This window comes from Methylobacterium sp. GC_Met_3, from assembly GCF_026540775.1.
Classification (GTDB): Bacteria; Pseudomonadota; Alphaproteobacteria; order Rhizobiales; family Beijerinckiaceae; genus Methylobacterium.
The window spans coordinates 14,298-26,667 of the sequence record NZ_JALNUL010000035.1; the positions used below are offsets into that span (position 1 = coordinate 14,298).

The window sequence follows — 12,370 nt, forward strand, 5'->3', positions numbered from 1 at the left end:
GCGGGAGCCTCATGCCGGCACCGCGGCGGAGGGCACGGGCGCGCGCTTCTCGGCCCAGAGATGCGGGTTGAACAGCTTGAACCGGCCGTAGAGCGTCTCGCTCATCAGCACGATCAGGAACAGCAGACCTTCGAGCACGAGCACGGTGGCGTCGGGCAGCTGCATCCGCCGCTGGATCAGCCCGGAGGACGCCTCGATGCCGCCGAGCAGGAAGGCCACCGGCACGATCGCGATCGGGTTCTGCCGGGCGAGGAAGGCGACGAGGATGCCGGTGTAGCCGTAGCCTGCGGCCAGGGTGCCGTTGGCGGTGCCCTGGACGGCCACGACCTCGAAGAAGCCCGCGAGCGCCGCGAAGGCGCCTCCCAGCGCGGTGAAGCCGACAATCAGCCCGCCGACCGGCAACCCCTGAATCTGGGCCGCGCGGACGTTGCCGCCCGCGATCCGCGCGGCAAAGCCCAGCGTCGTGCGGTCCATCAGCCCGTAGGCGATCAGGCAGGCGATCACGCCGCAGCCAAGGCCCCAATGCACGCCGATCACCGGCATCGGCCCGAGCATGAACGCGTCGCCCACGGGCAGGGTCGAGGGCTTGTTGAGGCTGGTCGGGTCGCGCAGCGGCCCCTCGATCAGGTGGTTGGAGAGGGCGAGCGCGATGTACGACAGGAGCAGGCTGGAGATCGTGGCGTTCACCCCGCGATAGGCCTGGAGCCAGCCGACCGAACCGATCCAGACGGCACCGACCAGGGCGGCGGCGCAAGCCATCAGCGGCACCGCCAGCAGAGCGGGCAGCGCGGCCAGCGGTTGAGCCGCCGCGGCGGCGGCGAGGCCTCCCAGCACGATCGCCCCCTCGCCGCCGATCACCACGAGGCCGAGCCGAGCGGGCAAGGCCACGCAGAGCGCGGCGAAGAGCAGGGGCGCCGCCCGCTGCAAGCTGTTGCCGAGCGCGAAGGAAGAGCCGAACCCGCCGCGCCAGACGATGTCGACGAGCTGCAAGGGCGATTTGCCCAGCGCTGCGAGGAACAGGCCGAACAGGAGGAAGCCGAGCGCGGCGGCTCCGACAGGGATCGCCACGGCCTCCGAACGGCGCGCGAGCCACGCGCGGATTCGGAGGAATGCCGAGGATCGCGAAGGGGCGACGGTCAGGCTTGATGGGGCTGTGTCCGCGACCACGTCTCAGGGCCCTCCGGATAGGTCGGCGCCGAACGGCCGACAGAAACCGTGCCAGCGCGCCTCAAACCGAGCCCTTCACCCCGGCGACGAGGTAGTTCGTGCTCTCCAGTTCCGCCGCCTTCTCCGGGTAGGCCTTGCCCGCCGGCAGGACCTCCTTGCCGGCGTTGTCCTTGAGCGGGCCTTTGATGATCGTGTAGCCGCCCTTCAGCATCTCGGCCTTGACCGCGTCGGCGTTCTTGCGGGCCGCGTCGCTGACGCCGGGCCCGTAGGGGCTCATCTTGACGTAGCCGTCGGCAAGGCCGCCGCGAACGAAGTTCTCGGGAGTCTTGCCGGCCTGCATCGCCTCGATGAAGCCCTTGTAGATCGGCAGCCAGTTCCACTCGGCGCCGGTGAGGTATTTCTGGGGTGCCAGCGGCGACTGGTCGACGTGATAGCCGCACACGAAGGCGCCACGGCGCGCGGCAGTCTCGACCACGACCTTCGGGCTGTCGACATGGCAGGTGATCACGTCGGCGCCACCGTCGATCAGGGCGTTGGTTGCCTCCGCCTCTTTGACCGCGAGCGACCACTCGCCGGTGAAGATCACCTGGCAGGTTATCGCCGGGTCGACGCTCTGAGCGCCGAGTAGGAAGGCGTTGACGTTGTTGAGCACCTGCGGGATCGGCTTGGCCGCCACGAAGCCAATCTTCTTCGACTTCGACGCATGGGCGGCCACGATGCCGTTCAGATACTGCCCCTGCGCGATGTAGCCGAAGTAGGAGCCGGCGTTCTTGGGATCCTTCTCGGTCCAGAGGCCGCCGCAATGGCGAAACTGGATCTTCGGGTTCTTTTTCGCCTCGGCAAGAAGATAGGGGCTGTAATAGCCGAATGATGTCGGGAGCAGCAGCGTCGCCCCGTCGAGATTGATCATGCTCTCCATGGTCTTCTCGACGGCGTTGGTCTCCGGGACGCGTTCTTCCTCGGTAATCTCGACACCGGGCAGGCCCTTCAGCGCCTTCGCGGCCTGGGCATGCGCCTGATTGTATCCGTAATCGTCCTTCGGGCCGACATAGATGACACCGACGGTCAGGGGGCCGGCCGCGCGTGCGCGGGACCCCGTGGCGACGCCGAGCCCCAGGAAGGCACCCGCGCCGAGAAGACGCCTGCGCGTGAAAGGAAGATCTGCCACGGGCATCCGCTTGCTCACGCCATCCGTTCGATGACGCGAGCCAATCTAGAACCTCGTTAGACAGACGGTGAAGCCGATATTTTCAGCATTCGCCATAACGATTTCTACTACACGGATGGATGCCGACCTGCGTAGACGCACAAGAATCGGTCGGGTCGTGCGCGATCGCGCGCCACGCGTGCGTTGCTGCTTCTGACCGGTGATTCAACCGGGCAGCCTTCATCGGAGACCTGCCATATAGCCGAACAGCGGTCGAGATGAACGAACGCCGGCCCATGCGGGGGCGCATGGGCCGGCGTTGAGCTGTCCTGTTTCTGAACTGCGCGCGGCGCCTTCTTGCGAGGAGACCTGCGAACGGAACGGTCATCAGGCCCGCCACGCAGCGCTCAAGCGAAACCGGGCTCGGCTACCGTCAAGGGATCAACCGGTGTTCGTCTGCGTCGCGTTGCGCGTCGGCGGCCGCCCTCAGCGCGCGCCGCCGGTGTAGTTCCGATGCGGGCGGCGCAAGGCGCCGGTGACCAGATCGTCCGTGGTCTCGTAGGATTGACCGAGGCCGACCGTGCGCCCGCGGTCATTCATGAGATTGGGGAGGGCCGCGCGCCCTTCCAGGCCGCCCGGCGCGGTGGTGGCGGGGATCCCGGCGGGCGCAGTGTAGCTCTGCGCGAGCGCAGCGGTGGACAGCGTGAGGCCGAGAGCGGCTCCGAGAAGGATGCGGGTGGTCATGACTCAGGATCCGATGACGAAGGTGCCGGGCATGGGCTGCCCACCTTCCGTAGAGACAAAATTGTGCAGCGCTGCCGAGAAAAACAACAACGCCTGTCCGCTATTTGTGCGCTTTCGCACGATGCGATGCGCGCTCCGGAGGCCTGCCCCGAGGCAGGCGACCGGATTTTCGTTGAAATCAATCAAATTGTCAGTGATTTAGCTGATCGGAGCGTAACGATCGTTGCGATCGACGTGGTGGCACGCTTCTTTCGCAGGCACGCGTCGGCTTGTCCGCTAGTCGCCGACGCTGTGCTTGTCGAAGGCCTTCAATCTGCCTGGCGACGCAGCGTGCGGGCGGGTGCGGCGTGGAACGGACACGCGGCGCCTGCGCGGCGATCAGGGTGACGGCAGCAGCCTCGCGAAGAGCCATGAAGCCGAGGCCGCCGCGGGCGATCTCCGCAACGATGTCGGGCAGATCCAGGAAGGCGATGTGTGGACCGTGCGCGGCGCCTCAGCCCGTCCGGCGGATCGTCGCCTCGATCTGGCCGTGCGGCTCGTCTGTGGGCAGGAACACGGTACCCGGGTTCTCCAGGCCGAAGGGCTGCAGGTTGATCGGGATGTAGTGCTTATTCGGCATCGCGAAGCCGATCGCGTCGATCTCCGGCACGGCGGCCAGCGCCGCCTCGCCCATCCGGTACATGCTGTCCTGGACGCCGTAGCTGTAGGTGGTGCCGAACACCTCGATCAGGAGCGACAGGATCTTGGCGTTAGCAGCGGCGTAGTCGATCGGCTCACGGGCCCATGTCCAAGTCGCGTCCATGCTGGTGGCGGCGATGCGGTCGGTCGTGTCGGGCAGCGTCCGGTAGGCGTCGTCGACGAAATCGGCCCAGCCCGATTGCGTGGTCTTCATGAAGGTGAATCCGCGCAGGCCGGAGCGCAGCACCGAACCGCCCCGGCTCGCCACGAGCCCGACATAGCCGAAGCCGTTGCCGTCGAGGATGAAGACGTGGCCATGCGGGGGGCCACCGATCTCCTGGCGCAGCCAGCGCGTCTCCGTGGCGTCGATCGAGATTTCCTCCACCTGTGGATAGGTGTCGAGGAAGACCTTGGCCACGGCCTCGGCGAACGCCTCCTTGTCGAGCGAGAGGTTCTTCGCCGCGGTGACGTTGACGATGTTCTTCACGCTGTCGGTGGCCACGCAGGCCCGGTTGTCGCCCGCAGTCCAGGCGGCGTCGAACCCGCCCTTCATCAGGACGGTGAGCGTCAGTTCGCGCGGGATGTGGTGGTCGCCGTCGCGGGTCAGGCGCATCACCCGAACCCGGCCTTTGCCGTATCGCGATGCCGTCAGGGCCATGGGGATCTCCGGGAAAAGGCCGAAGGCGTTTCTCAATGCGCCTCGGCGGTCTTGGCTTGGCGGATGGCGGCCTCACGCGCCTCGTCCGTGCTGCCGATCCCGTTGAAGAACAGGTTCAGGAGCACGGCCGAGAGCGCACAGAGGAGGATGCCGGATTCGAGCAGCGGATGCAGCGCCTGGGGCATCTGCCGGAAGAAGCCCGGCGCCACCAGGGGGATCATCCCGAAGCCCACCGAGACCGCGACCACGAACAGGTTGTTGCGGTTGTTGGCGAAATCGACGGCGCCGAGGATGCGCGTGCCGGTCGCCCCGACCATGCCGAACATCACGAGCCCCGCGCCGCCGAGGACGCACTGCGGCACCGCCTCGACCAAGGCGGCGAGCTTGGGAACCAGCCCGAGGCCCAGCATGATGATCCCACCGACCACCGCGACGTAGCGCGTGCGCACGCCGGTGACCCCGACGAGGCCGATATTCTGCGAGAACGAGGTGTACGGGAAGGTGTTGAAGATGCCGCCGATCACCGTGCCGAGGCCGTCGCCGCGCAGGCCCCGGGTCAGGCGCGCCTCGTCGACCGGATCGGCGCAGATCTCGCTGAGCGCGAGGAACATGCCGGTCGACTCGATCATCACGACGATCATCACGATGCTCAGCGTGACCACCGAGACGGGATCGAAGCTCGGCCAGCCGAACGCGAAGGGGCGCACCACGTCGAACCACGGCGCGCTCGCCACGTGGCTGAAATCGACCAGCCCAAAGAAGCCGGCCACGACCATGCCGACGATGATGCCGATCAGCACCGAGGCCGAGTTGACGAAGCCGGTGCCGTATCGGGTGATCGCCAGGATCACGCACAGGACGAACGCCGCGATGGCCAGGTAGACGGGCGCGCCGTAGGCCGGGTTTCCGACCCCGCCCGCCGCCCAGTTCACGCCGACCCGCATCAGCGAGATGCCGATCACCAGGATGATGGTGCCCGTCACCACCGGCGGGAACAGCGGTAGCAGCCGCCCCACCAGCGGCGCGACGAGGAGCGCGAACAGGCCCGCGGCGATCACCGCGCCGTAGATGCCGGCGAGCCCGATCTCGGGATTGCTCCCCATGGCGATCATCGGCGTCACCGCCGCGAAGGTGACGCCCATCATCACCGGCATCCGGACGCCGATCCCGGGCAGGCCCCAGCTCTGGACCAGGGTGGCGAGGCCGCCGGCGAACAGGTCGGCGCTCACTAGCATCGCCACCTGCTCCGGCGCCAGCTTCAGCGCCCGCCCGACGATGAGCGGCACCGCCACCGCGCCCGCATACATCACCAGCACGTGCTGGAGGCCGAGGAGGCCGAGGGCGAGAGGGCCGACCCGGCCCACCGGGGCGGTGGCCGGCCCGAGGGGGACGGGACCTGAGGCTGCAGAAGGCTCTGACCGGATGGCGCTCGACATCGTGGAGACTCTCCCGAGGCGCAGCGAACCGGCAGCCGGATCGCGGCCCGATGCGCCAGAACCTCAGATGCGCAAGCCATATGCCACGCCTCCCTTTCAACGGCCGTCATGGTAGTGACGACCGGTCGATCGCCCTCACTTGGCTCATTGCCTGCTTCGCGGTCACACTGGACTGGGACGGTGCGGGCGCGATGACGTTTTCTCTCGCCGATCTCGACGGCATGCCGGAATCCGACTTCATCGCGGCACTGGGCGCGGTCTTCGAGCACGCGCCCTGGGTCGCCCGGGCCGCCGCGGCCCGCCGACCGTTCGGCACCGTCGCCGCCCTCCACGCGGCGATGTGCGCGGCGGTGGAAGCCGCGCCGGAGGCGATGCGCCACGCCTTGCTCGCCGGCCATCCGGAGCTCGCCGGCCGCGCCGCCCGCGACGGCGCCATCGCTCCGGACTCGATCGCGGAGCAGGCGGCGGCCGGCCTGGACCGGCTCTCGGATGCGGAATATGCGCGGTTCGCGGCGATGAATGCCGCCTACCGGAGCCACTTCGGCATCCCCTTCATCCTCTGCGTGAAACGCCACGGCCGCGCCTCGCTGATGGCCGCTTTCGAGGACCGCCTCGCCTCCGATCCGGAGACCGAGTTCCGCACGGCCCAGGCCGAGGTCTTCCGCATCGCCGCCATCCGCCTCGGCGCCCTGGTCGAGGGGGATGGCACGTTGGGCACCACCGGCCGGATCTCGACCCACGTGCTCGACACGATGCTGGGCAAGCCGGCCGCGGGCGTCGCCGTCGAACTGGTCGAGATCGTCTCGGAGATGGAGACCGCCCTTGTCGCGCGCACGCACACCAATGCCGATGGCCGCACCGACGCGCCGCTGATCGGCGGACGCCCGGTCCCGATCGCAGTCTACGAGATTCGCTTCGCGCTCGGCGACTATCACCGCCGGCTCGGTATAGACCTGCCGCGCCCGGCCTTTCTCGACGTGGTGCCCCTGCGCTTCGGTGTGGCGGAGCCGGAGGCGCATTACCACGTGCCCCTGGCAGCGACCCCGTGGAGCTTTCAAACCTATCGGGGGAGCTGAGGCCTGCGGCACAGGGTTTGCGGCGAAGCCGGGAAGGCCCGTCGAGACTTCAGGAGCAGACCGGATGCGGATTGTCCGCCTGGGAGCGATCGCGTTGCTGGCTGCGGGCGCGTGGCTCGGCCTGGGCGCCGGATTCGAAGGCGGGCTGCCCGCAGTCCCGCAACGTGCCGCGGCGCAGGGCACCGTGACGCCACCGGCCGGCCAGCCGCGCGTTACCGCTCCGGGCGGCCTGCGCGGTCGCGGCGTCCGCCGCCGCGGTTTTCGCCTCTTCCGAAGGCATCCCCATCATCGCCGCTGAAACCGCGGAACCTGCAGGCGGCTGCGCCATTCGTCCCGATTACAGAATTCATCGGGAACGAGGCGGCCATGCGAAAGAAAACAACGGTGATACTGGCTCTCTGCGGGCTTCTCGGCACGGCCGGCGCCGCATCAGCGCAATCCTACGGTGCGCCGGCCGGGCGCGATCCATCCACCGCGCCGGGCGGCACGGAGGGCCTCGCCGGACCGCGCAACGAGGCCGAATCGATCCGGTCGGGGGATGCCGTGGAGGTGGCGCCGAACCGCGGCGGGGTCGCCATCGAGGAACCCGCCATGCCGCCGCCCAGCACGAACGAGGCGCCCGCACGCCGCTGACGCGCGCATTTTACGGCGCCGATCCCGATCCGCGTCGGGGTCGGCGCCAACCCGCGGTGGCCGGTCGCCCTACTGGGGCAGCTTGTCGTCGATGCCCTTCACGTACCAGTTCATGCCGAGGATCATCGGGTCGGGGGCGGTCTCGCCGTCCTTGACCGCCACGGTCCCGTCCTGCTTCGTCACCGGCCCGGCGAAGGGATGCGTCCGGCCCGTCGCGATCGCCTTCACGGTGTCCTCGGCCATGGCCTTCACATCGGCAGGCATGTTGGTGAAGGGCGCGAGCACGACGAGGCCGTCCTTGATCCCGCCCCAGGTGTCGTGGCTCTTCCAGGAGCCGTCGAGCACGGCCTTGGCCTCGCTGACGACGTAGCCGTTCCAATCGTCGACGATCGACGTGAGCTGTGCCTTCGGGGCGAAGCGGTACTGGTCGGAGGATTGCCCGAACGCGAGCTTGCCCTGCTTCTCGGCCTCTTGCAGCGGGGCGGCTGAATCGGTGTGCTGGGTCAGGATGTCGGCGCCCTGCGCCAACAGGGCCTTGGCGGCCTCGGCCTCCTTGCCCGGGTCGAACCACGTGTTCACCCAGACGATCTTCACCTTCACGTTCGGGTTGACCGATTGCGCGCCGAGCATGAAGGCGTTGATCCCGCTCACCACCTCGGGGATCGGGAAGGACGCGATGTAGCCGACCGTCCCGGTCTTCGACAGCTTGGCCGCGATCTTCCCGCAGACGTAACGGCCTTCATAGAACCGGGCCGAGTAGGTCGAGACGTTGGCCGCGCGCTTGTAGCCGGTGGCGTGCTCGAACTTCACCGTCGGGAATTTCTTGGCGACCTTCAAGGTCGGCTCCATGAAGCCGAACGACGTGGTGAAGATCAGGCCCATGCCCGACCGCGCGAGCTTCTCGATCGCCCGCTCGCTGTCGGCCTCTGGCACGTTCTCCAAGTATGTGGTCTCGACCTTGTCGGGCATCGCCTCGGCCAGCGCCTTGCGGCTCAGGTCGTGCTGGAACGAGTAGCCGTAATCGGCCACCGGCCCGACATAGACGAAGCCCACCTTGAGCTTGCCCTCGGCCTGTGCCGGGCCGAGCAGGAGCAGGAATGCACCGAGGCCGGCGCAGAAGGAATGTCGCATGGTCGCTCGTGTCCTCTCCGGTGGACGGCACCGCTAGCGGTGCGGGGTGAAGTCGCGCCCCAGGGCGGCGGGTGCGAGCGAGCCGCCCTGCCGCCGTCCGAGAGACAACAGGACCAGGGCGACGATCGTCGCGAGGTAGGGAAGCGCCGAGAGCGCTTGTCCGGGCAGGCCGATGCTCGCCGCCTGGGCATGGAGTTGCAGCACCGTGGCGCCTCCGAACAGGATCGCCCCGGCCACCAGCCGCGCCGGCCGCCACGAGGCGAAGACGACGAGCGCCAGGGCGATCCAGCCGCGGCCTGCGGTCATCGCCGGGGCCCAGAACGGGGTGTAGGCCAGCGAGAGGTAGGATCCGGCAAGCCCGGCACAGGCACCGCCGAAGAGCACGGCCAGGAAGCGCAGCTTGCGGACCGGCAGGCCGAGGGCGTGGGTCGCGGTATGGTCGTCGCCGATCGCGCGCAGAATCAGGCCGCCCCGCGTCCGCCACAGGAACCACGAAACGGCGACGGTCAGGGCCAGGCCTGCGTACACGAAGGCGTCCTGCCCGAACAACAACCGGCCTATGCCCGGCAGGTCGCTGAGGCCGGGGATATCGAGATGCGGTGCGGGCTCGCGCTTCAGCCCGACATACGGGGCGCCGACGAGACCCGACAGGCCGAGGCCGAGGATCGTGAGCGCGAGGCCCGAGGCGACCTGGTTGGCCGCGAGCCCGACGGTCAGCAGCCCGAACAGAGACGCCAGGCCCAATCCGGCTCCGGCGCCGGCCAGGGCGCCCAGGAGGGTCGAGCCGGTCTCGACCGCGGCGGCAAAGCCGACGGCCGCCCCGCAGATCATCATGCCCTCGACGCCGAGGTTGAGCACGCCCGCACGCTCGACCACCAGTTCGCCGATCGCGGCGATGATCAGCGGGGTCGCCGCCGTCAGCACCGTGACCAGGATCATCTGGACCATGTCGAGGGTCATCGCGCCGCTCCCGGGACGAGGCGGACCTTGAAGCGGGTGAGGACGTCCGCCCCCAGGACGAAGGCCAGCAGCAGGCCCTGGAAGGCCCGCGTCAGGTCGAGGGGAAGCCTGAGGTCGATTTGCGCGCCCTCGCCGCCGATCGTGGTCAGCGCGATCACCAGGGCGGCGACGAGGATGCCCGGGGGCGAGAGCCGGCCGAGAAAGGCGACGATGATCGCCGTGAAGCCGTAGCCCGGCGAGATCGTCGGCTGGAGCTGGCCGATCTTGCCCGCGACCTCTGCGATCCCCGCCAGCCCCGCCGCCCCGCCCGAGACCGCGAAGGCGGCGAGCGTCAGGCGGGCCTCGCTGAAGCCGGCGAACCGGGCGGCGCGCGGGCTCGCTCCGACGACCCGCACCTCGAACCCGAACAGGGTCCGCCCGAGGACGATCGTCGCCAGCACGACGGAAGCGAAGGCGACGAGCACGCCCGCATGCAGGGTATCCCCTTCCATCAGGTAGGGAAGGCGCGCGGCGGCATCGAAACTGACGCTCTGCGGGAAATTGTATCCCGCCGGATCGCGCAACGGCCCCCGGGCCATGTAGTCGAGGAGCAGTTCCGCGACGTAGACCAACATCAGGCTGGTCAGGATCTCGGAGACGCCGAGCCGGACCTTCAGCACGGCCGGGATCATTGCGTAGGCGACGCCGGCGAGCGTGCCGGCGACCAGCATCGTCGGCAGGATCCACAGGGTGAAGCCCGCGCTGCCCTGGGCGGCGAGGGCGACGCAGCCGCCGGCGAGGCCCCCGACCACGAACTGGCCTTCGGCACCGATATTCCACAGGTTCGCCCGGTAGCAGAAGGCCAGGCCCGTCGCGATCAGGGCGAGCGGCGCGGCCTTCAGGGCGATCTCCTGGAGGGACCACAGTTCGGACAGCGGCGCGATGAAGTAGGCCGCGAAGGCCGCTGCCGGCGAGACGCCGAGCAGGGACACGGCCACGCCGCCGAGCAGCACGGAGGCGAGGAAGGCCAGGGCCGGCGCAAGGATGGCGGCGAGCGGCGAGCGGCCGACGCGCGGCACGAGGTCGAGGCGCATGGTTACCTCGCGTGCTTACGTTGCATGGGCCGCTCCTCCGCGGATGCGGCCGGGCGGGGCAACCGTGTGGCCGCCCGGGGGCGGACCGCCGGAGCCGCCCATCAGCAGGCCCACCGCCTCGCGGGAGGTCTCGGCACGTGGCACGGCCCGCGACAGGGTGCCGGCCTGGAGGACCGCGATGGAGCCGGCGATCTCGAACAGTTCGTCGAGATCCTGACTGATCACCAGGATGGCGCTCCCGCGCGCGGCGAGGTCGATCAGCGCTTGGCGGATGCGCGCGGCCGCCGCCGCGTCGACGCCCCAGGTCGGCTGATCGACGACGAGCACCCCGGGCTCGGCCAGGATCTCGCGACCGACGACGAACTTCTGCAGGTTGCCCCCCGACAGGGTGCCGGCGGCCGGATCCGGGCCGGCCTTGCGAACGTCGAACGCCTCAATCACTCGGGCCGCCAGCGCCCGGGCCGCGGCCCGGCGCACGAGTCCGAAGCGCGTGAGCGAGGCGGTCGAGTATCGGGAGAGCACCGCGTTCTCCGAGAGGCTCAGGCCGGGCGCCGCGGCGTGGCCGTTGCGCTCCTCGGGCACGAAAGCGGCTCCGAGACGCCGCCGCGCGTTGATGTCGAGGCGGCCGGCGGGTGTCCCGTCGATGCAGACGGCGCCGGCCTCTGGCGCTCGGGCCTCGCCCGAAAGCGCCGCGAACAGTTCCGACTGGCCGTTGCCCGCGATCCCGGCGATGCCGAAGATCTCGCCGCCGCGGACACCGAGCGAGATGTCGCGCAGGCCGGTGGCGTGCAGGCCCGGAGCGGGCAGCGACAGGCGGTCGAGGCGTAGGCGCTCGGGTCCCGCCAGCACTGACTGTGCGGGGGCTGCCCCGCGCGTCAGCGCGCGGACCTGCTCGCCGACCATCATGGCGGCGAGCGAGCCGGCACTCTTTGTCCGCGGATCGCAAGTGCCGACGACCCGGCCGCCGCGCAGGATCGTGGCGCGGGCGCAGAGGCGGCGCACCTCGTCGAGCCGGTGCGAGATGTAGAGCAGCGCCCGGCCCTCATCCCGCAGGCGCTCCAGCACCGCGAACAGCATTTCGGCCTCGCCGGGGGTGAGCACCGAGGTCGGCTCGTCGAGGATGACGAGCTTCGGGTCCTGGAGCAGGCAGCGCACGATCTCGATGCGCTGACGCTCCCCCGCCGACAGCGACCAGACCGGCCGATCCAGTTCGAGGTGCAGGCCATAGGTCCGGCCGAGGGTCGCGATCCGGTCGGCGAGCGCATTGCGGCTGAGGCCCTTGCCCATCACGAGGGCGATGTTCTCGGCGACCGTCAGGTTCTCGCACAGGGAAAAATGCTGGAACACCATGCCGATGCCGAGCCGGCGGGCCGCCTCCGGGTTGGCGAGCCTCACCGTTTCGCCACGATGCGTGACGACGCCCTCCGTCGGCTCCAGGAGGCCGTAGAGGATCTTCATCAGTGTGGATTTCCCGGCTCCGTTCTCGCCGAGCAGGGCGTGGATCTCGCCGGCCCGGATTTCGAGGTCGATGCGATCGTTGGCGGTGAAGGCGCCGAAGCGCTTCACGATGCCGTAGGCGCCGAACAGCGGCCTCGGATCGCCCGAGGCGGGCATCGGCTCCGTCGCCGCGATCGTCATCCAGCCCCTCCGCGATGCCGGGACAGCGT

The 12,370-nt window shown here is 69.4% G+C and carries 12 protein-coding genes; 2 read left to right on the forward strand and 10 right to left on the reverse strand.

Going from position 1 to position 12,370, the window contains the following annotated elements; genetic code table 11:
* Window positions 1–9: 9 nt before the first annotated feature.
* The 5 genes from OXS27_RS25090 to OXS27_RS25110 form a co-directional block, all read right to left on the reverse strand.
* Window positions 10–1,140, reverse strand: a complete 1,131-nt coding sequence (locus OXS27_RS25090) for an ABC transporter permease (RefSeq protein ID WP_267359625.1) — start codon at window positions 1,138–1,140, stop codon at window positions 10–12.
* An 88-nt stretch (window positions 1,141–1,228) separates the two neighbouring features.
* The gene (locus tag OXS27_RS25095) at window positions 1,229–2,341 is read right to left on the reverse strand and encodes a BMP family ABC transporter substrate-binding protein (protein WP_267359581.1); all 1,113 of its coding nucleotides are present in this window, start codon (window positions 2,339–2,341) and stop codon (window positions 1,229–1,231) included.
* A gap of 459 nt (window positions 2,342–2,800) precedes the next feature.
* A complete protein-coding gene (locus OXS27_RS25100) occupies window positions 2,801–3,058 on the reverse strand; it encodes a hypothetical protein (protein ID WP_267359583.1) in 258 nt (85 codons plus the stop codon).
* 493 nt (window positions 3,059–3,551) lie between these two features.
* On the reverse strand, window positions 3,552–4,394 hold the full coding sequence (gene pucL / locus OXS27_RS25105) for a factor-independent urate hydroxylase (RefSeq protein ID WP_267359585.1): 843 nt from the start codon (window positions 4,392–4,394) through the stop codon (window positions 3,552–3,554).
* A gap of 32 nt (window positions 4,395–4,426) precedes the next feature.
* Window positions 4,427–5,830, reverse strand: coding sequence for a nucleobase:cation symporter-2 family protein (locus tag OXS27_RS25110; RefSeq protein ID WP_267359587.1), 1,404 nt, complete (start codon window positions 5,828–5,830; stop codon window positions 4,427–4,429).
* Between the two features lie 191 nt (window positions 5,831–6,021).
* Between OXS27_RS25110 and uraD the strand changes: the two genes are divergently transcribed.
* Window positions 6,022–6,906 (forward strand): 2-oxo-4-hydroxy-4-carboxy-5-ureidoimidazoline decarboxylase, encoded by an 885-nt coding sequence (gene uraD, locus OXS27_RS25115; protein WP_267359589.1) that lies wholly within the window; start codon window positions 6,022–6,024, stop codon window positions 6,904–6,906.
* Between the two features lie 49 nt (window positions 6,907–6,955).
* On the opposite strand, the gene OXS27_RS25120 is transcribed toward uraD, so the two are convergent.
* Entirely contained in the window at window positions 6,956–7,186 is a 231-nt protein-coding gene (locus tag OXS27_RS25120; RefSeq protein WP_267359591.1) for a hypothetical protein, read from the reverse strand.
* An 86-nt stretch (window positions 7,187–7,272) separates the two neighbouring features.
* On the opposite strand from OXS27_RS25120, the gene OXS27_RS25125 reads away from it, so the two are divergent.
* Window positions 7,273–7,539: a hypothetical protein gene (locus tag OXS27_RS25125; protein WP_267359593.1), complete on the forward strand. Its 267-nt coding sequence runs from the start codon at window positions 7,273–7,275 to the stop codon at window positions 7,537–7,539.
* Window positions 7,540–7,608: 69 nt separating this feature from the next.
* On the opposite strand, the gene OXS27_RS25130 is transcribed toward OXS27_RS25125, so the two are convergent.
* Genes OXS27_RS25130 through OXS27_RS25145 form a run of 4 tightly spaced genes read right to left on the reverse strand, consistent with a single transcriptional unit; the run spans window position 7,609 to window position 12,317 of the window.
* Window positions 7,609–8,670 carry a BMP family ABC transporter substrate-binding protein gene (locus OXS27_RS25130; RefSeq protein WP_267359595.1) on the reverse strand — a complete coding sequence of 354 codons (1,062 nt, stop codon included), beginning with the start codon at window positions 8,668–8,670 and terminating at the stop codon, window positions 7,609–7,611.
* A 33-nt stretch (window positions 8,671–8,703) separates the two neighbouring features.
* The gene (locus tag OXS27_RS25135) at window positions 8,704–9,630 is read right to left on the reverse strand and encodes an ABC transporter permease (RefSeq protein WP_267359597.1); all 927 of its coding nucleotides are present in this window, start codon (window positions 9,628–9,630) and stop codon (window positions 8,704–8,706) included.
* Window positions 9,627–10,703 (reverse strand): ABC transporter permease, encoded by a 1,077-nt coding sequence (locus OXS27_RS25140; RefSeq protein WP_267359599.1) that lies wholly within the window; start codon window positions 10,701–10,703, stop codon window positions 9,627–9,629. Before OXS27_RS25140 ends, OXS27_RS25135 begins: the two co-directional genes overlap by 4 nt.
* A 15-nt stretch (window positions 10,704–10,718) precedes the next feature.
* Window positions 10,719–12,317: an ABC transporter ATP-binding protein gene (locus OXS27_RS25145; RefSeq protein WP_267359627.1), complete on the reverse strand. Its 1,599-nt coding sequence runs from the start codon at window positions 12,315–12,317 to the stop codon at window positions 10,719–10,721.
* Window positions 12,318–12,370: the final 53 nt, after the last annotated feature.